Genomic DNA, 19,723 nt, shown 5'->3' on the forward strand with positions numbered 1-19,723 from the left:
TGGAATCTGAAATTGGGTGGGATCAGTTAAATGGATGCTGAACAGAAACGAATTCAAGAAAATGCTGAAATGAAAGCCCATTGGAACCGCTGGGGCTCTTATTTAAGCGATCGCCAGTGGGGAACAGTCCGCGAAGATTATTCGCCCTACGGTACGGCTTGGGAGTATTTCCCTCACGATATGGCGCGATCGCGTGCCTACCGATGGGGTGAAGACGGGTTAGGGGGATTTTGCGATCGCCACGGTCAAATTTGTTTCGCCCTAGCACTGTGGAACGGCAAAGATCCCATTTTGAAAGAGCGTTTTTTTGGGCTTACGAACAGTCAAGGAAATCACGGAGAGGATGTCAAAGAATACTACTTTTATTTAGACAATACGCCAACTCATTCTTATATGCGCTGGCTGTACAAATATCCCCAGCAAGAATATCCTTATACTTTGTTGGTTGAGGAAAATGCGAGGCGCGACAAATCTCAACCTGAATTTGAGTTGCTGGATACAGGAATTTTTGAGGGCGATCGCTACTTCGATATCGTTGCTGAATATGCCAAAGCCTCCCCAGAAGATATTTGCATCCGCATCAGCGCCACTAACCGAAGTTCGGAAACAGCAACCCTTAACTTATTGCCGACTTTATGGTTTCGCAATACTTGGTCATGGACGGGTAGCGAAAAACAAGCGCAGGTTTCTCAAGTAGCCGATGGAATTATTAAAGCTCACCATCAAAAATATGGCGATCGCTGGCTGTTTTGTCAAGGTCGTCCCCCCCTGTTATTTACAGAAAATGAGACTAATCTACAGCGTCTCTACAGTGTCGCCAATACCTCACCGTATGTTAAAGATGCTTTCCACGAATTGATCGTTCACAATCGCAAAGATGCTGTCAATCCCGCTCAGATTGGCACGAAAGCGGCCGCGCACTATCACCTAGAAATCGGTCGAGGAGAAACGGCAGTTATCCAACTCAGATTTACGGATTCTTACACCGAGAATCCTTTTAGCCAAGAGTTTGCAGACACATTCATTCAAAGGCAAAAAGAAGCCGATGAATTTTACGAGTCGCTGACTCCAAATCTTGATGAAGATGTCCGCAACGTACAGCGTCAAGCCTTTGCGGGATTATTGTGGACTAAACAGTTTTATGCCTACGATGTCCGCACTTGGTTGCATGGCGATCGCGCAGAACCCACACCCTCAGCTCAGCGTTTTAATAGTCGCAATGCTGACTGGCGAAATTTATATGCAGAAGAAGTCATTTCCATGCCCGATAAATGGGAATATCCTTGGTTTGCGGCCTGGGATTTGGCATTTCACTGCATTCCGATGGCCTTAATTGATGCTGATTTTGCCAAGCGGCAATTGCTACTGCTAACTCGCGAGTGGTATATGCACCCAAATGGTCAAATTCCAGCTTATGAATGGGCATTTGGAGATGTCAACCCACCCGTGCAAGCTTGGGCCGCCTGGCGAGTTTATAAAATTGAACAAAAGCGAGTAGGTAAAGGCGATCGCGACTTCCTCGAACGGATGTTTCACAGACTGCTGCTCAATTTTATTTGGTGGGTAAACCGCAAAGATCCTCAAGGTGCAAACCTCTTTCAAGGCGGCTTTTTAGGTTTAGATAATATTGGGGTATTTGACCGCAGCAAACCCTTGCCAACTGGCGGCTATTTAGAACAAGCAGACGGGACTGCTTGGATGGGAATGTTTGCACTGAATATGTTAGCGATCGCCTTAGAACTTGCCAGGGAAGATCGAGTTTACTCGGATATGGCGCTCAAATTTTTTGAACACTTCCTCTATATAGCTGATGCTGTTAACCATGTCGGCCCAGAACAAATTGCTTTATGGGACGATGAAGATGGATTTTACTACGATGCTCTGTCCCAGCCTAACGGTCAATGTTGCTTGCTAAAAGTCCGTTCAATGGTAGGGATGACGCTGCTATTTGCTGTCGATACTCTGGAAGCTGACTTATTAGAAACAGTGCCCGGATTTAAAGAGCAAATCGATTGGTTTTTCAAGAACCGCCCCGAACTCGCCAAGAATATTGCTAGTATGGAAATTAAAGGAGTGGGTCAGCGGCGGCTGCTTTCAATTACCACCCCCGAAGCATTGCAGCGCGTCCTCAAAAGGCTGCTTGATGAAAACGAATTTCTCTCGCCCTACGGCATCCGCTCCCTCTCTCGCTATCACTTAGAACATCCGTTTATCTTTGAGTGGGATGGCACTAAATATCAGGTAGACTATGAGCCTGCTGAGTCTACGACAGAGCAATTTGGTGGCAATTCTAACTGGCGCGGCCCGATCTGGTTTCCGTTAAATTTCTTATTAATTGAATCGTTGCAAAAATACTACCATTATTTCGGCGATGATTTCAAAGTAGAATTTCCTACGGGTTCTGGAGTTATGCTGAATTTATGGGAAGTTGCCTTGCAACTAGAGCAGCGGCTAAACAGCATTTTTATGAGAGGTAAAGATGGTAAAAGACCTGTTTATTGCGGTTTGGAAAAGTTTCAAAACGATCCTCACTGGCACGATCTGATTTTGTTTCACGAATACTTTCACGGCGACAATGGTGCAGGATTGGGCGCGTCCCACCAGACGGGATGGACTGCACTGGTAGCAAAACTGATTCAGCAAGTGAGTGAAAAGCCATGAAACTGATACAATTTTGTTTTATATAGCAGGTCTCAATGAGTTGTGTGCATCGTAGTGTGACCATCTTGTTCGCGGTACAATTGCATGAATGATTTAGACGCACTGAATCAATCTTTAGATAGATATCAAAGTGGCAATTCTCAGCGAATAGTTATTAGCAAGATGAACTAAATTTTGCCGTGGCTATATAAAGTAACCGTAACGCCTTGATGCCGTAAGGAAAAAGTAATGCCTGCTCTACCTCTAAATAGCGAAAATCTACCTTACCCGGATCCGATCCATCCGATTATTGTTCACTTTGTAATTGCGATGGTGTTTTTCTCGTTTTTCTGCGACGTTACTGGCTATTTTACCAGCAATCACCGCTTGTTTGAGGTGAGTTTTTGGAATTTGTTTGTCGCCGCGGTTTCCATCTTTATAGCTGTCATTTTCGGTCAATTTGAAGCTGGTTTGGCACAACCTTATGAGGTAGCTAAGCCTGTACTAGATTTGCACACAATTACTGGCTGGTCACTGGCGGCAATCCTTGCCGCCATTGCGGGTTGGCGTTTCGTAATTCGCAGGCGCGACCCATTAAAAGTACCGGCTGCTTATCTGGGTGCGGCAACATTTTTGAGCTGCTTGGTTTTCTTCCAAACATATTTGGGAACTCGGCTGGTTTGGGTGTACGGGTTGCACGTAGAACCGATCGTTGAAGCGACGAAAAGAGGAATTTTACAATGAACTCCCAACTTGTGCAGCAACTTGTCGATCAGTTGGGGTTCAAGCTAGGTGCAAATAGACTACCCTACGAAGTGCCAATTCATCCGAATTTTGTGCATTTCACGCTGGGTTTGTTTATCATTGCGATCTTATTTGATATAGCAGGAAATCTTTTTCCCTTAGAAAGACCAATCTTGAAATTTTTGGCTCTCCCTGCAATCCGATCAAGCTTTTATGATGTGGGCTGGTACAATTTGGTCGCCAGTGCGATCGTCACATTTTTTACTGTAGCAGCGGGCTTTTTCGAGATTATGCTCGCAGATCCGCCAGCGAATGTCAAGAGCGCGTGGGGATTGGGAGCAGCGCCGACGATGATCTTGCACGGTTTGGGCGGAGTTTTGCTGTTGGGGGCGATCGTTGCCATGACTGTGTGGAGGGGGTTTCAGCGCTACCGCTGGCGCCAAGAAGCCACCAGGCAAGTACAGTGGAGCTATTTGCTAGCAGGCGTGGTCATGCTGGGTTTCCTATTCGTTCACGGGACGCTGGGAGCACACATGGGAGCTCAGTTTGGGATTCACAATACCGCTGCGGGTTTGCTCCGACAGGGGGGGAATCCTAGTTCTGCGCTCAAGTAAATAGGTAAACAAATTAACTGTTTTCAGTTAGAATACGCATCTTTAAGGTTTCTACCCGTTTTTCTGATGAAAGTTTTTAAGGCCTTGCTATTAGCTATTGCGATCGCGGTGGATATGGTCGCCAGCCACTGGGTGGGACAGCAGGCCTATTCTTGGATGCCCAGTCAGGGAACAGCAGAAGCAAAACAAGTTGACAATCTGTTTAGCTTCCTGGTGTCGATCGGAGCGTTTATTTTTGTGGGAATTGTGGGCATTATCCTATATTCGATCCTCACTTGCCGAGCACCGAAAGGAGACTTCAGTCATGGGCATCCAGCGAGGGGAAATTGGAAAATTGAGATCCTTTGGACAGTACTTCCGGTGATGTTAGTATCTTGGATCGCCACTCAAAGCTACATCATTTATCAGCAAATCAACATCCAGGGTTTGACACCGATCGCACACTTGCACCTGCCTCTAGAAGAACCTGTGTATGCCGCCAATAAACCCAGTGAAAACAACAACAATTCAAAACCAGTTAGTGAAGAAATTGAGGTAATTTCTAAACAGTGGTCTTGGTCTTTCCGCTATCCGCGCCGGAATGTTACCAGTACAGAATTGCACCTCCCCGTCAATCAAAATGTGCGGCTGACCTTGCAATCCCAGGATGTTCTTCACGGTTTTTATGTTCCTGAGTTCCGCATCAAGCAGGACATTATCCCTAACCGCACTCTTAACTTTGTGTTCGCGCCGATCCGAGAAGGCAAATATCGGTTGAGGGATTCTCAATTCAGCGGCACTTACTTTGCATTGATGGAGGCGGATGTGTACGTTGAATCCCCGGAAGCTTACGATCGCTGGCTGGCCCAAGCTGCGGCACAATCGCCAACTCCTGCAAGCAATCAGGCGCTTTCTGAACACACAAATCAAGTCCAGAAAGCCAGAGGTAGTTTCTGGCCGACTGTTTTGCCGGCTCAGCCTCCTGTTGTAAATCATCCCAACTGATCGCAGCATCGGCAAAAAACAAAATTTCCTGTTTATTAATAATTAACAACTGACAGATGACCAATAACTCGATTGAAAACATTGCCGGTGGTAATAATTCTGAAAGCGATCGCACTGAAAATCCGATTGCTTGGGGGCGCTACCTCAGATTCAGTAAAGATCACAAAGTTATCGGCATTCAATACCTAATCACTGCCTTTATCTTCTTCCTGATCGCGGGTTTATTCTCGATGATTATTCGCGCCGAACTGATCCAACCGCAATTAAATCTAGTCGATCGCCCTCTCTACAATGGCTTGTTCACGATGCACGGCACGATGATGATCTTCCTGTGGGTGTTCCCGTGTCTGGTGGGTTTAGCTAACTATCTGATACCGCTGATGATTGGGGCGCGGGACATGGCGTTTCCTCTCCTCAATGCCATCTCCTTCTGGATAGTTCCCCCGGCGGGCTTGCTACTGCTGTCGAGCTTTTTGCTGCCCAGCGGTACCGCCCAGGCTGGCTGGTGGTCTTACCCGCCGGTTAGTATCCAGAACCCGTCGGGTCATTTAATCAACGGTCAACTGATCTGGCTTGTGAGTATCGCGCTGCTGGGCATCTCCTCGATTATGGGGGGAGTTAACTTCGTGACGACGATACTCAGGATGCGGGCACCGGGCATGACGTGGTTTCGGATGCCCATCTTCGTCTGGACGGTTTTGAGTGCTCAGTTGCTGCAACTTTTTTGCCTGCCTGCCCTCACTGCGGCTGCGGTGCTGCTGTTGTTCGATTTGGCGCTGGGGACGACCTTTTTCGATCCCTTTAACGATGGCAGTCCGATTCTTTATCAGCACTTATTCTGGTTTTACTCACATCCAGCAGTTTACGTGATGGCGCTGCCTGCCTTTGGCATCTTCTCGGAGATACTGCCGGCTTTTTCCCGCAACCCTTTGTTTGGCTATAAATCAGTCGCGATCGCATCCTTTGCCATTTCTGTAGTCAGCATATTCGTCTGGGTACACCACCTGTTTGCCAGCGGCACTCCTGGCTGGATGCGGATGTTGTTCATGTTCTCCACGATGTTGGTGGCCGTACCGACTGGTGTCAAGGTATTCGCTTGGACTGCTACTGTCTGGGGCGGAAAGCTGCACCTAGAAACGCCGATGTTGTTTGCCTTGGGAGGTGTGGTGATGTTTCTTTTCGGTGGCATCACTGGTGTCATGCTGGGGGCAGTGCCGTTTGACCTGCACGTAAATAACACCTATTTCGTAGTCGGCCACTTCCACTACATTGTCTTCAACACTGTAACAATTGCGATTTTTGGAGCAATTTACTACTGGTTTCCCAAGATGACGGGGCGGATGTATGCCGAGGGCTGGGGTAAAATCCACTTCTGGCTGACTTTTATCGGGGCTAATCTCACTTTCTTTCCGATGCACCCGTTGGGCTTGCAAGGGATGGTACGCCGAGTGGCTTCCTATGACCCGCAATACCAAGGGTTGAACGTCATTGCCAGTTTGGGGGGATTTCTGCTGGGGGTGGCGACGCTGCCTTTTATCGTCAATATGGTGGTTTCCGCGTTGCAGGGCCCGAAAGCCACTAATAATCCTTGGCACGCTACGGGGTTGGAGTGGACGGTTTCTTCGCCGCCGCCTGTTGAGAATTTTGCCCAGATTCCGGTTGTGACTTTGCCGCCTTACCACTACGTCGATTCTCCAGATCCGATCGCCCAGGCTTCTGCTCAAGAATAGCTGCAATTTCAACCGCTGATGTCAGGCAGATAAACACAGATTAACGCAGATAATTTCAAGAATTGAGATCGATTGAATGCTAGAGGTATTTTCTTCCTGATGACTGATGACCAATGACTGATGATTTCTTCTTTCTTCACTTATGGCAAATCCTACGCATTCAGGGCGATCGCGCCACTCCTCGCCCAAAGGAAGCAAGCAAAATTCTCAAGAGCACGGAAACGCGATGTTTGGCTTTACCGCGTTCTTGCTTTCGGAGAGCATGGTCTTCCTCAGTTTTTTCGCCGCCTACATCATCTTGCGGCAGACAACTCCTAACTGGCTGCCTCCAGGTGTTCCGAAATTAGAGGTGCTTAAACCTGCGATTAGCACGGCGGTACTGGTTTCCAGCAGTTTTGTCATTTACTTTGCAGAACGCGCCCTCGAGCGCCGGAAACTGGCGCAATTTCGCTTGCTTTGGCTGCTGGCATCCTTGATGGGAACTTACTTTTTAGTTAATCAGGCGATCGAGTGGAACCACCTATCTTTTGGGCTGACGACGGGGTTATTTGGCGCGACATTTTATCTGCTGACGGGGTTTCACGGTTTGCACGTTTTTGTCGGGATTATTTTGCAGCTAATTATGCTTGTCCGTTCTTTCATTCCGGGCAATTACAATGCCGGTCACTTCGGCGTGAGTGCAGCTTCTTTGTTTTGGCACTTCGTTGATGTGATTTGGATTGTTTTGTTCTCGCTGGTTTATCTGTGGTAGTTCTATTTCTTTGCCCAAACCCTACCCTTGCGGTTTTGATAGTGCTTGTAATTCTTCCCAATTGTAATGTTTGGGCAATTCAACTGGCTTAGCATTAGCGCCTAAGCCTAACCCGCTCGCAGGCTGAATTTCGGCGATCGCCTCTGAAGCAACATCAGCCACCGCATTGCCGGCAATCCCGCCCGCGATCGCTCCTGCAATGCTACCAATGGCAGCACCAACCTTTCCCCCAACAGAATTACCAATGGCTGCACCGGCTACACTGCCGCCGACTGCGCCCAATCCTGTGGCGATCGGATGATTATCGGGATTCTTTTGACGATCGTTGAGATGTTTGTCGTCAGATTCAGATTGCTGCTTGTCATTCATCGTCGTAACCTCCTTAAAACTTGGAACTTTAGATTTTGGAAATCATGTACGCAATCCAGCCAATTGTTGCTGCCATTATTTGAGCAAGGCTCAGCCTTCGCATAGTGTTCGTACCGTGCTGGGGATCTAGGTAAATTAGAAACGCACTAGAAGCAAGGGAGGCAATTGACAACTCCCCGCCGTAAAACGGCGGAGATTCTTCCTTCATCCAACGTTGCCTCTAAAAGCAGTGCCTTTAGATGGTCTTACACGTTGTCCAGAAGCGTTAGCGAGATGCCCTCCCGCCAAAAGTCGTAAACCTTCCTCGCGGATATTCATGGCGGCGTTAATGTCTCTGTCATGTATCGTTTGACATTTGGGACATTGCCAGCTACGAATATCTAAACTCAGGTTATCTAGTTGATGTAAGCAGTTACTACAAGTTTTTGAACTGGGAAAAAATCTATCGATTTCGATGTAGATTCTTCCCTCCCACTCTGACTTGTACTTCAACATGGTGCAAAATTGACCCCATCCAGCATCACTGATTGATTTAGCTAGTTTGGAATTTTTTACCATGTTTCTAACTGCCAGATTTTCTACAACTATGACTTGGTTTTCGTCAACTAATTTACGACTTAGTTTTTGGAGAAAATCTTCACGACATCTGGTGATTTTTTCATGCACTTTAGCAACTTTAATCCGTGCTTTGTTACGATTGCTCGACCCTTTTTGTTTGAGCCTAAGTTGCTTTTGTCTCTTGGCTAGTTTAACTTCATATTTACGGTAATATTTGGGGTTGCCATGCTTAGTCCCGTCGGACGTAATTGCATAATGATTTATCCCCATGTCTACACCAATAGCTTTTCCCTCTGACGATGAAACAGGCTTATCTTTACCATCATCGTAGAGACAAGCGGCGTAGTATTCACCTGAGGGATTTAGCGATACGGTAACAGATTTTAACTTTCCTTCGAGCAATCGAGATACTTTGCAGTAAACCTTACCTAGTTTTGGCAACGTGAGATAGTCGCCATCTAATTTAATTCCTTGTGGGAATCGGATAGATTGCTTTTGTCCCTTTTTCTTGAAATTTGGGTATTTAGCCCGTTTCTCAAAAAAGTTCAAAAAACCACTCGACAAATCCAATGCTACTTGCTGTAAACATTGTGAAGGTGGTTCTGTTAACCATTCATATTCTTTTTTCAGCGAAGGTAACAAATTAATGATGTCGTTTCGACTTAAACCCTTACCTGTTGCTTTGTAAGTTTCACTGGTTAGGTTAAGCGCAAAATTGTAAAACCACCGTACACATCCAAACGACTTAGCAAGCAATATAGATTGCTCTTGAGTCGGATAGATTCTGTACTTGCAGGCTTTTAACATTGTACTTACCAAACTATACTTGCTATGGTAACATAAAGTGAAACAAAAGTAAAGTCCCCCTAGAAGGGGGAGGTTTTAAACCCAATTTTTCGATAAAAGGCGTTGGCGACTTAGCACTTCGACCAAAGCGAATACGCCCAACACAATTGCAGTGGGTGCTACCGCCAATGCGAGCTCACCCTTGAGAGTTAACCTGCGCCTTATGGATCGATTTGCACCTTCTATTGGTTTTAAGCTGGAACGATTTCCACTCATGCTTCCTTTGCGATGGCGCTCTTCTCATTGACACGGCGCTGCTCTCCCTGCCTGATCTCACGCTCTAAGAAATAGTTCAACAGCGTTCGCAGCAGAACGATCGCCCCTAAATTCAAAATATCCTGGCGGGTTGGTGCAACTGCGGTACGCAGGATATCACTCGCTACGGTAAATTCCAGCCCCAATGCCAGCACTCGTCCCAGTTTCAGACGAATACCTTCAGTTGCATCTACATGGTATCTCGAACGCAATAACAACTGATGCAGATACTCCCAAATTCCCCGAATGATACCCAGGCCAATGACAATTGCAGCCGCAATTTCTGCTCCTGCTGCCAAATAGCCCACGATTAGCTTGAGCCAGGACTCCAAAGGAATAGCTGCACTTTCTACTGGCGCCCCTGATCCAACATTGAGGCTCAACAGAAGTACCAGCCCAAAAATCAGGCCCAGAGGCAATAACAGGTTGATGAGTGATTCGATGAAAAGCTCTTGTTTCATTAACTGTTAGTTATCTCGCCATAAACAACGAATCTGCCCGTTGCTACTTCAGTTTTTGCGCTAGGCGATCGCCAACGCGCAGCGCATTTGCCATAATTGTCAGCGTCGGGTTAACGCCTGAATTGGACGGGAAAAAACTGCCATCCACAACGTAGAGATTATCAACATCATGGGTGCGGCAATTCAGGTCAAGGACTGAGGTTTTGGAGTCTGTGCCAAACCGACAAGTACCGCATTGATGACCAACTGATTGTACCGGCATCTGGGCACGGGGATACAGGCTAAAGGGAATGACGTGCTTGGCACAACAACGGTTTAGGGATTTGAGTACAGATGTCCAGCGGTGAATTAGGCGATCGCCTGCTTCGGTATTGTTCGGCGTATAATCGAGGTTAATCTTGTCGCCCGCCACCCGCACGCGATTATTTGGATCGGGCAAATCTTCTGTCTGCAACCACCAACCAACTGAGCGCTCAGCAATCAAATGCCGCTCATATTCAGGAATCAATTTTACCAACGGAGCCATGAGCGCAGGAGCCTCAGCCGGCAGCATATCAGCTAACACATTGCCAGTATTTTGTACCATGCCCATTGGGTAAGGAAAATCCGGCTCTCCCCAATAATAATCGTTGACAGCAATTGTTTTTTGAAAGCTAGCTTGATTCACTTCTAGGTGCATGGAAACTAGAGCGGTTGCCAGATGTTTCATCAAATTCCGCCCCACCATATCGGAACTATTTGCTAATCCATTGGGGTGCTGTTCGTTAGCAGATTGCAATAACAAGACAGCCGAATTAATCGCACCGCAGGAAACCACCACAATATCGCCTGTAAACTGCTGCCGCTCCCCTAAAATTTCTGTTTCTACCCCCGTCACCTCTCGCCCTGACTTGCTGGTATGCAGTCGCAGGACTTTTGCATTAGTTATTAGGGTAAAATTGGCATACTTTTCGCGGGTAGGACTAATTGCATTCACATCCGCATCGGCTTTCGCGCCTACTAAACAAGGATAGCCGTCAAATGTATCGCAGCGAATGCAAGGGCTTTTTGTGCGATCGCCTTCATTCAGCTTTAATCCTAATGGCAAATTAAACGGATTGTAGCCAAGTTCTCGAATATCATTTGCGATCGCCTGTATATCAGGTTCGTGGCTGACAGCAGGATAAGGATAAGGTTGGCTGCACGGCGGTTCCGTTGGATCGGTTCCTCGCTCTCCATGAACGTCATAGAGTGCTTCTGCTTGCGTGTAATATTGCTCAAAATCTGCGTATTTGAGCGGCCATTCTGGAGAAATTCCTCCCTTATGAATTACGCGCTCAAAATCTCGTTCTCGAAGCCGCAAAAGAGCCGCACCATAAACTTTTGTATTGCCGCCAACCCAATAGCCTGTCTGGGGTCTAAACTCCTTACCTTCCCTGTCGTACCAGCGCTCGTCCGTGTGATAGCGCTCTTTTTGATAAACTTCTAGCGCACTCCAATTAGCTTTTTCCCTGGGCAAAAAGTCGCCTCGTTCTAGCACTAAAATCTTTTTACCAGTAGGTGCGAGACGGTGAGCGAGCGTACCTCCACCCGCACCGGTGCCAATAATGATGATATCGTAGTGATTCGCAGGATTTACCATTGCCAACTTTTTGCCAAATTGTGCTGGTTTGAGAATAATTTTACCTTAGCTCACGGGTTCAATCTTACCCAGAGATTCAGGAATCAAAACAGTATCAATGATGTGAATTACACCGTTATCTGCTTCCACATCTGGCGTGACTACCTTAGCATCGTTTACCTTAACTCCATCAGAGGTATTAATCTTGAGCGTTGAACCTTCGGAGGTGGTGACAGAATCAGTTTTGCCAATTTCTGCTGCTGTGATTTTTTGGTCGGGAATGACATGGTAGGTTAAAACTTTAATTAGATCCGGGATATTTTCTAGCAAAGCTTCTACAGTTCCCGATGGCAGTTTAGAAAACGCTTCATCAGTTGGTGCAAAGACGGTAAACGGGCCTTCTGCTTTTAAACCCTCTGCTAAGCCAGCAACATTGAGAGCTGTTACTAAAGTAGCGAAAGTACCGGCATTGATTGCAGTATCTACAACGTCAGGCATTGTCAATCTCCTTAATATTTACAGGGAGTTTTACAGTTAAACTTGAAATTACCAACGTGATTTTAGTGGCGCTCTAGCAAGACTTGCCCTGCATCAATTCGGATGCGAAATAGGCTGTAAGGTTTCTCGCGAAAGTCTTGCCCATTATGATAGCTGGGGTTCCTATTCCACTGATCTACAGTAAAGTAGAGATAGCCATCTTGGGCAACAAAAAGGCAATTCGGCCAAAGCATTCGCGCATCGTGTGCGACTGTTTCCAACGTACCATCCGGTAGGCGGCGCAAAATCGAATTGTTTTCGTAGTTCGTCACGTAAAGGCGATTTTTTGCATCGGAAACCATGCCACCGGAAGCGCCTTTTTCACCGTGATCTATGACTGTGGCGGCAACCTCTTCATCAGGTAGATTTTGATTAACTAATGCTTCAATGCTGACGCTGTAAAGGTGCCGACTTGCCAGGGGACAATAGAACAGTCTTTGACCGTCACCGCTGAGGGCAATGCCATCGCTACCGGTGTGAATGTGTTTGGGCGGTTGGCCTGGGTGGCGCACCATCATCGGTTGACCTTCGACTACTGGCAAAAAGCCTGGAATTGGTTTAGTTGAAGGATGGTCATTGAGTTTGCGCCAACTGTTTCCAGAGGCTAAATCTACGACAACAATGCCGTTAGGCCCTTCTTCCGATGAGTCGGTAATAAAGGCAATTCCTTCTTCTCCCCAGCGCAGATCGACGCGCACATCATTGAGGGTAGAACTGGCAGAGGCGACGGATTCGGGAAAGAGAATTTTTTTGACAATGCGATCGCTTTCCAGGTCAATTCCCACCAGTTTCGGGCCGCCGGGAGGAACTGAATTTTGTTTGATTTTTGCGTGGTCTAACAGCCAAAGGCGATCGCGCGCGTCGATGGTCATGCCTTGTACACAAAGCAACCGTTCTGAGGGCGAAGCTGAATCTAACTTGTGGATTTCTGCATTGGGATAGGGAACGGGATTGCCGTTTTTTTCTTGCGGCTGTTTGAGTTCCGCAACGGTGAATTCTACATCGTCAACCAGACGGGGGTAACTGATGAAAATTCGCCCTTGCTTGGATACCGCAACACCGATGGGCATGGCACCATCGAATAGCGTTATTAGCTCTAGATTGCCAGCGGATTTGTCAGCAGGCAATGAAGGCATAGCGGCCAAAGGTTCGGTTGCGACCAAGTTCGCCATTGCACTAATCCTATTGAGATTATGAATGATTTAAAGAAGCAGAAATTTAGATTTTAATTATATCTAAAAAAGGTCTAGGCTGCTATGTAGTTAACAAAGCACAACAACTTTTTTGGATATTTTGCTCGGTTTAAGTTAACATTGTAGATCGAATTTTAATATCTATCTAATGGCTTAAGTGAGATTTATATCTAAAGACTGATTTGTATTTGACTAATCATGGTTTCAGGATATAAATGACCTTTAAAATGGTAGAAAATACTAATGCTTGAAGGTATCAATATTTATGACGATCGCATGAAATCGCTCCTGCGTCCTGGTGCTTCACTCCAGAAGGTTGCCAGTGGTGCAGTCTGGAGCGAAGGCCCGGTTTATTTCCATGAAGATGATAGCGTGGTGTGGAGTGACGCTCACGGCAACCGCTTGCTGCGCTGGAGTCCCAGTGAGGGAGTGAGCGTTTTGCGCGACCCGTCCGACTATCAAGGTGGCAATTACCGCGATCGCGAAGGTCGCCTTGTCTCGTGTTCGTCGGGTTTGCGCGCGATCGTCCGGCGCGAACACAGCGGCGAATGGCAGGTGTTAGTCGATCGCTATCAAGGCAAGCGCCTCAACAGCCCGAATGACCTGGTAGTGAAGAGTGACGGCACGATCTGGTTTACTGACCCCCCCTACGGCCTCACGCAGCCAAACCAGGGATACGGCGGCGAACAGGAACAGCCTGGATGTTTTGTGTACCGCTTCGATCCGGCGACGGGTGCGATCGATGCGGTGGTGACGGATATGTTGCGCCCCAACGGTCTCGCCTTCAATCCAGACGAAAGCATCTTGTATGTGTCGGATAGTTCCGCTTTCAATATGCCCCAGGGGTATCACCACATCCGCGCCTATGATGTTGTAGGCGATCGCGATGTACACAATGGCCGCGTGTTCGCAGTCATAGATCCTGGTGAACCCGACGGGTTGCGAACGGACGAACACGGCAATATCTTTACCAGTTCCAAAGATAGCGTGCAAGTGTACGCGCCCGACGGTACTCGCTTGGGCAAAATTCCGCTACCGGAGACGTGCGCTAACCTGACTTTTGGGGGAGCCCAGCGCGATCGCCTTTTGATTGCGGCTGGCACCTCTTTGTATGCGATCGATCTCAACACTCGCGGGGTGCAGTAAGTAGAAGGCAAAAGGCTGTATAGCCGACTATTTACGAATCTGTACTTGACGTTTCATCATGTCCAGTTTGGAATATCTCAATAGATTGGAAATGACAAAATGATTTATAAATTTGCTCTTGGCGTGGCGATCGCGCTTTTATTCGCTCAAGTTTCACCTCATCTGCCAGAACTAAGTTTCAAACTGCTTAGTTCACTCAATCCCATCTTTCTGGCAGACCTTCCCGGCTGGGCACTTTTATTGTTGAGAGTGGGTGTCGGCGGCTTATTCCTGCTGCACGGCTACCCAAAAGTAACACATCTTCGAGAGTGGTCTGATGCTCTAAAAATGCCGCTGTTTCTGTGCTTTCTCTCAGCAGCTTCCATGTTAGCTGGCGGAGTTTGCCTGATTCTGGGATTTCTCACACTATTGGCAAGTCTGCCGATTATCGGTTCAATGCTATTCGCTATCTATTTAGATATATCCAAACGGTTGCCTTTTGTTGCCAGCGATCCGTATTTAATTCCTGAAGGGCAGTATGAAGGGCCCAATGGCAAGGGCGAACCGCCAAGCTGGGAAAAAGCGTTTATGTACTGCTTGATGCTGATTGCGATCGCGGTTTTAGGACCTGGTGCATATTCGCTGGATGCTTTAATTTTTAGAGAGTAAATTATTCTTGGCAGCCCGTTAGCTTCGACTATTTGCATTTTGCGATCGCTCTTTACCTATTGTGCGATCGCAGTTTTGGCCTAAAGCGAGGCTGACTCTGCTAAATAAATAGTAACCTGAGCAAATAAAGATTAACAAATATATAAAAGACTGAATCAAGTTCTTGCCAGGATAGAAAGAATCTTAAAACACGCCTCCAAAGAAGTATTATCATCAAAACCATCAATCATTAATTAAATAACTAAAAAATGATGAAATAGCCTTAATTAAAAGCCAATGTAATTACTGTGCTGTATTAATAGATGTAATTAAACTCAATGATTTTGTCGAAGAAGGAATAAAAATTCCAATTAAAGAAAATAATTCGAGTAATAAATATATATTTCGATCTCAATATCATGCCTGAATTAAAAGAAAACTTTAGAGAAACTATTGAGCGGGGAATCAATTGGAGAGAGGGACTATGTAAACCTGGAGAATTACGCTTGAGAGCAAAAAAATATTTTCCTGACAGCCGGAACACTATTATCCGTTGACTTGATGAGATTATGGCTTATTTTGATAATAGGAATACAACTGTTGTTGTTGAGGGTATCAACAACAAACTCAAGTTAATAAAACGTTTTGGTTAGGGTTGAAGAAAATTTGAAAACTACTCTCGTTAAATCTTTGCTTACTGGGCACTTTAATTGTTAGTTTTGCCTATCAACTAATCAAGAGCCTAGTTAATCAATAAGTTATGATAAAATATAGCATCCTGCCTTCAAATGACCAAATCTGTAATTAATGGCAAATGATCCGAACCGACATTTCGGCCAGTACGAATCTTTAAAACACCAATTTCTTTGCTGACTAGAAAGTGATCTATCGGAATATAAGCTAGCGGCATAAAAGTCGGCCAAGTCGGTAAAATGCCAAACCCCGATCGCGCATTTCGCAGGTTTCCGGTTTTTACCATATTTTTGTAGAACGGCGACCACATTGTGGTATTGAAATCTCCAACCACAATTAGCGGATTTTTTACTTGGGCGGCATACTCGCCGATGCCGGCTAGCTGTCGGTTGCGATCGATAAAACTCTCCTGTTTGACTGGCACAGTCGGATGAGCAAGAATCAGAGAAATGATTTTACCTTGAAATTTAACCTCCGCCGACAAGCTCTTTCTTCGATTTGAAAAAGCTTTAACAGAGGAATTTTCTAAAGGCAGCTTGCTGTATATTGCACTGCCAAATCTCTCAGATTCTTGCTGGGTAGAAGAGTAAGGAAAAATCTCGCTTAAAACCGATAATTCTTTTGCCCAAGTTGAGTTGACTTCTACAAAAACCGCGATATCAGGTTGTTCTGCTTTAACCAGCGAGATCACCTCAGAATATCGCCGATTACTCCTTAAAACATTTGAATGCAAAATCCGCAAGTTGTGTCCGGGAGTTACTGCGGCAACTGCTGGCGCTGGAAAATACCAAGGCACAATTTCGGCCAAATTAATGATAATGCAAAATGCGCTCACCAGCAACCATATTTTTTTTGAGCGCACGAGAGCGAAAAATATAAAAGTAGAGAAACCAACCACCAAGTATTGTAGTTTAAAATGAGAACTCAATTCCCAAAAAATGTTGAATTGTCCTAAATAACCGACTATTGACAGTACGACATTTACAGTTGCTGCGATAATAAACCATTTTAAAATTATGTGTTTTAAACTAAGGTTTTTGTTGGGAATGCTGTGTATCACCGCCCATTTAAGCTTGATTTTAAGGTCGTTAGTAATCGGCAATTTATCAATTTCTCTTACCAGTTGTTCTTCCTGTTCCAACTCTCGCCGCTTTTGATAAAATCTCACCAGCAAGCTATCTATCACAAAATAACTAAACGAATTGGCAACAAATCCTACAAATACCAACACACCTAAGCCGATCAGCATACCAAAGGAACCGCCGACTTTGACCAAACCCGACCAAACGGCGGCATCACCTGTTTTTCCTGTAGCTAATATGGCGATAAATAGCATTAAAGTAGGCAATCCTACGGTGATTGTGTTTCTGATGATAGAGTCCATTGTTTATCTTCTCTGCTAACCTTTTTTAGATTGGGCGGTTGCTTTAAATTTCATAAATTTCTAAGGGTAACTTGTCGGGATCTCGAAAAAATGTAAACCGTTTTTCTGTAATCTCGTCAAGGCGAATTTCTTCTACTTCTACTCGTTGAGATTTTAAGTATGCAACTGATTCTTCGATGTCATCAACTGCAAAAGCTAAATGTCTCAAACCGCAAGCTTCAGGATTGTTAATTCTTTCAGGAGGATGGGGAAATGAGAAAAGCTCAATGGTGTCGCCGTTTCCGACTCGCAAATCTAGTTTGTAAGAATTCCTCTGGGTTCGGAAAGTTTCTTTGATAATGGAACATCCCAATACTTCTACATAAAAATTTTTCGAGGCTTGGTAATCAGAGCAAATAATTGCCACATGATGTATTGCTTTTATTTTCATTTCAAAAAAGTTAGTTAGTTGCGTTTTTCTGAGATGTTGCACCATTCTCAATAAGCTTTTTATGAACAGGATTTCTGGCCTGTTCCACAAAGAGTGAATTTTCTTGGGGAACAGGCTAGAAATCCTGTTCTTGAGAATCGTCGAAAATGTGAGGTTTTTTCAAATGCACAGCACGCTATTAACAATTATATTTGACGATCGCAGACTCGGCGAAAAACGCTGCTAAATTCAGCGCGATCGGTCTTTATTTTCCCCCGCACAAATCTTAATCGAAAAAATTATGTAAAAAAAGTACCCTACTTTGATAAAATGAGAGTTTTGCAGTCAATCACTCAATTTGCATCTCAGGAAACAAGCACTATGGCCCGTATGTATTACGACACCGACGCGAACCTAGACCTCTTAGCCAACAAAACGATTGCTATCATCGGCTACGGTTCCCAAGGACACGCCCACGCCCTCAACCTCAAAGACAGCGGCATGAATGTCGTTGTTGGTTTGTATCCCGGTAGCAAATCGGCAGCCAAAGCAACCGATGCGGGTTTAACAGTTCACCCGGTAGACAAAGCAGCCGCCGCCGCTGACTTCATCATGATTTTATTGCCCGATGAAGTTCAAAAAACTATTTACAAAGAACAAATCGAACCGAACCTTTCTGAAGGAAATGTTTTAGCATTTGCTCACGGTTTTAACATTCACTTCGGCCAAGTTGTTCCCCCTGCCAATGTAGACGTAGTAATGGTTGCCCCCAAAGGCCCCGGACACTTGGTGCGGCGGACTTACGAACAAGGGGAAGGCGTTCCGAGTTTGTTTGCAGTATATCAAGATGCTTCCGGTCAAGCGCGCGATCGGGCAATGGCCTATGCTAAAGGTATCGGCGGCACCAGAGCTGGCATTCTGGAAACTACTTTCCGCGAAGAAACAGAAACGGATCTTTTTGGCGAACAAGTAGTTTTGTGCGGCGGTTTGAGCGCCTTAATTAAAGCTGGATTTGAAACTTTAGTTGACGCCGGATACCAACCGGAATTAGCTTATTTTGAATGTTTGCACGAAGTTAAACTTATCGTTGACTTAGTAGTAGAAGGAGGCCTCGCCAAAATGCGCGACAGCATTTCCAATACCGCAGAATACGGCGATTTAACTCGCGGCCCCCGCATCGTCACGGATCAAACCCGCGCCGAAATGCGGAAAATTCTCAGCGAAATTCAATCCGGCCAATTTGCCCGCGAATTCGTGCTCGAAAACCAAGCCGGCAAACCGGGCTTTACCTCCATGCGCCGTCAGGAAGCAGAACATCCTATTGAAGAAGTTGGTAAAGATTTGCGAGCTATGTTTAGCTGGTTGAAAAAGCACGCCTAATCAATTTTAGATTTTAGATTTTAGATTTTAGATGGGAAAACCAATCTAAAACAGTCCTGGAGGCATAACCTCTATCTGTAGGGTGTGCAATGCACACCTTACTGCTTTGAGGAAAATCTAAAATCTCAAGTTTAATCGATTTGAGATTGGAGGAAAAATCTAAAATCTACAATCTCAAATCTTCATGTTTGATTGTGCTTCGCTTAACCTAACCTACAATACAATGGCTAAGTATTGTTAGAGAAACCGGGTTTCTCGCTGGTAGCTCAAAACTATCGACTGGGACTAGGACTTTTTTGCAATTTATCAATATCCTGTTGCCTTTTCTCGTTGAAATCTCTCGGCCTCAACCAATCTGGCCACAACCCCACGAAGAACTTTCGACTTGCCACGCTAGTATCTCTTACAGGTTTGGGGAGAAAAGTTAAGGTGTCGCCGTAAAGGGTAAACAGGGCTGCAAACAGCAGCAAAAGCGGGATAAGATTTTTTTTAAGCATCGCAGTTTGGGAGTAGAGTTTGTGAAAGTGCTTTGTTATATTTTGCCCTTGCACGGACAAAATATATCAGAGACGGCTTAAGAAGAAAAATACACCCTTCGGGGCTACGCGGCCGCGCAGAGAAAAGGAAAGACTGCTGCTCACAATATGATGTTCTCTCAAACGACCACTACAAACACTTTTATTATAGGTGTTGGACCGGACATCAAATTATTAGCTAATGACTAATAGCCTTAAGGTGCGCAGTGCGCACCCTACCTAATTATTTTCGAGGTCTAGAACTGTAGAAGATCCTAGGTTTTTGG

The 19,723-nt window shown here is 45.6% G+C and carries 19 protein-coding genes; 10 read left to right on the forward strand and 9 right to left on the reverse strand.

Going from position 1 to position 19,723, the window contains the following annotated elements; genetic code table 11:
- Positions 1-30 precede the first annotated feature (30 nt).
- The 6 genes from QUA27_RS02640 (at position 31) to QUA27_RS02665 (ending at position 7,463) form a co-directional block, all read left to right on the forward strand.
- The gene (locus QUA27_RS02640; protein WP_333066168.1) at positions 31-2,661 is read left to right on the forward strand and encodes an MGH1-like glycoside hydrolase domain-containing protein; all 2,631 of its coding nucleotides are present in this window, start codon (positions 31-33) and stop codon (positions 2,659-2,661) included.
- 228 nt (positions 2,662-2,889) lie between these two features.
- Positions 2,890-3,384 carry a DUF2231 domain-containing protein gene (locus tag QUA27_RS02645; protein WP_333066170.1) on the forward strand — a complete coding sequence of 165 codons (495 nt, stop codon included), beginning with the start codon at positions 2,890-2,892 and terminating at the stop codon, positions 3,382-3,384.
- Complete coding sequence (locus QUA27_RS02650) at positions 3,381-3,998, forward strand: DUF2231 domain-containing protein (RefSeq protein WP_333066172.1); 618 nt, start codon at positions 3,381-3,383, stop codon at positions 3,996-3,998. Before QUA27_RS02645 ends, QUA27_RS02650 begins: the two co-directional genes overlap by 4 nt.
- 66 nt (positions 3,999-4,064) lie before the next feature.
- Positions 4,065-4,982 carry a cytochrome c oxidase subunit II gene (locus QUA27_RS02655; RefSeq protein WP_333066173.1) on the forward strand — a complete coding sequence of 306 codons (918 nt, stop codon included), beginning with the start codon at positions 4,065-4,067 and terminating at the stop codon, positions 4,980-4,982.
- A 56-nt stretch (positions 4,983-5,038) separates the two neighbouring features.
- A complete protein-coding gene (gene ctaD, locus QUA27_RS02660) occupies positions 5,039-6,712 on the forward strand; it encodes a cytochrome c oxidase subunit I (protein WP_333066175.1) in 1,674 nt (557 codons plus the stop codon).
- A gap of 142 nt (positions 6,713-6,854) precedes the next feature.
- Entirely contained in the window at positions 6,855-7,463 is a 609-nt protein-coding gene (locus QUA27_RS02665) for a cytochrome c oxidase subunit 3 (RefSeq protein WP_333066176.1), read from the forward strand.
- 21 nt (positions 7,464-7,484) lie between these two features.
- Here the strand turns inward: QUA27_RS02665 and QUA27_RS02670 are convergent, their stop codons facing one another.
- From QUA27_RS02670 to QUA27_RS02700, 7 genes are all read right to left on the reverse strand, one after another.
- Complete coding sequence (locus tag QUA27_RS02670; RefSeq protein WP_333066177.1) at positions 7,485-7,832, reverse strand: colicin V family bacteriocin; 348 nt, start codon at positions 7,830-7,832, stop codon at positions 7,485-7,487.
- 28 nt (positions 7,833-7,860) lie between these two features.
- Complete coding sequence (locus QUA27_RS02675) at positions 7,861-8,040, reverse strand: hypothetical protein (RefSeq protein ID WP_333066178.1); 180 nt, start codon at positions 8,038-8,040, stop codon at positions 7,861-7,863.
- Entirely contained in the window at positions 8,037-9,197 is a 1,161-nt protein-coding gene (locus QUA27_RS02680) for an RNA-guided endonuclease TnpB family protein (RefSeq protein WP_333066180.1), read from the reverse strand. The genes QUA27_RS02675 and QUA27_RS02680 overlap by 4 nt, the downstream gene beginning before the upstream one ends.
- 251 nt (positions 9,198-9,448) lie before the next feature.
- Positions 9,449-9,952, reverse strand: a complete 504-nt coding sequence (locus tag QUA27_RS02685) for a DUF1622 domain-containing protein (RefSeq protein ID WP_333066182.1) — start codon at positions 9,950-9,952, stop codon at positions 9,449-9,451.
- A 43-nt stretch (positions 9,953-9,995) separates the two neighbouring features.
- A complete protein-coding gene (locus QUA27_RS02690; protein WP_333066183.1) occupies positions 9,996-11,573 on the reverse strand; it encodes a GMC oxidoreductase in 1,578 nt (525 codons plus the stop codon).
- Positions 11,574-11,618: 45 nt separating this feature from the next.
- Complete coding sequence (locus QUA27_RS02695; protein ID WP_333066184.1) at positions 11,619-12,050, reverse strand: fasciclin domain-containing protein; 432 nt, start codon at positions 12,048-12,050, stop codon at positions 11,619-11,621.
- Between the two features lie 62 nt (positions 12,051-12,112).
- Positions 12,113-13,261, reverse strand: coding sequence for an L-dopachrome tautomerase-related protein (locus tag QUA27_RS02700; protein ID WP_333066185.1), 1,149 nt, complete (start codon positions 13,259-13,261; stop codon positions 12,113-12,115).
- A gap of 264 nt (positions 13,262-13,525) precedes the next feature.
- Between QUA27_RS02700 and QUA27_RS02705 the strand changes: the two genes are divergently transcribed.
- From QUA27_RS02705 to QUA27_RS27265, 3 genes are all read left to right on the forward strand, one after another.
- Positions 13,526-14,428, forward strand: coding sequence for an SMP-30/gluconolactonase/LRE family protein (locus tag QUA27_RS02705; RefSeq protein ID WP_333066186.1), 903 nt, complete (start codon positions 13,526-13,528; stop codon positions 14,426-14,428).
- Between the two features lie 99 nt (positions 14,429-14,527).
- Positions 14,528-15,076 (forward strand): DoxX family protein, encoded by a 549-nt coding sequence (locus tag QUA27_RS02710; RefSeq protein ID WP_333066187.1) that lies wholly within the window; start codon positions 14,528-14,530, stop codon positions 15,074-15,076.
- Positions 15,077-15,624: 548 nt separating this feature from the next.
- On the forward strand, positions 15,625-15,708 hold the full coding sequence (locus QUA27_RS27265) for a hypothetical protein (RefSeq protein ID WP_445251465.1): 84 nt from the start codon (positions 15,625-15,627) through the stop codon (positions 15,706-15,708).
- A gap of 131 nt (positions 15,709-15,839) precedes the next feature.
- Here the strand turns inward: QUA27_RS27265 and QUA27_RS02720 are convergent, their stop codons facing one another.
- Together QUA27_RS02720 and gloA2 are read right to left on the reverse strand one after the other, a co-directional pair.
- Complete coding sequence (locus QUA27_RS02720; RefSeq protein ID WP_333066189.1) at positions 15,840-17,132, reverse strand: endonuclease/exonuclease/phosphatase family protein; 1,293 nt, start codon at positions 17,130-17,132, stop codon at positions 15,840-15,842.
- 43 nt (positions 17,133-17,175) lie between these two features.
- Positions 17,176-17,562 (reverse strand): SMU1112c/YaeR family gloxylase I-like metalloprotein, encoded by a 387-nt coding sequence (gloA2, locus tag QUA27_RS02725; protein WP_333066191.1) that lies wholly within the window; start codon positions 17,560-17,562, stop codon positions 17,176-17,178.
- A gap of 309 nt (positions 17,563-17,871) precedes the next feature.
- Here gloA2 and ilvC point away from each other — a divergent pair, with 309 nt between their 5' ends.
- Positions 17,872-18,921, forward strand: a complete 1,050-nt coding sequence (ilvC, locus tag QUA27_RS02730) for a ketol-acid reductoisomerase (RefSeq protein ID WP_333040067.1) — start codon at positions 17,872-17,874, stop codon at positions 18,919-18,921.
- Positions 18,922-19,723 lie beyond the last annotated feature (802 nt).

The organism is Microcoleus harperi Pol14_C6 (genome assembly GCF_036701295.1).
Classification (GTDB): Bacteria; Cyanobacteriota; Cyanobacteriia; order Cyanobacteriales; family Microcoleaceae; genus Microcoleus.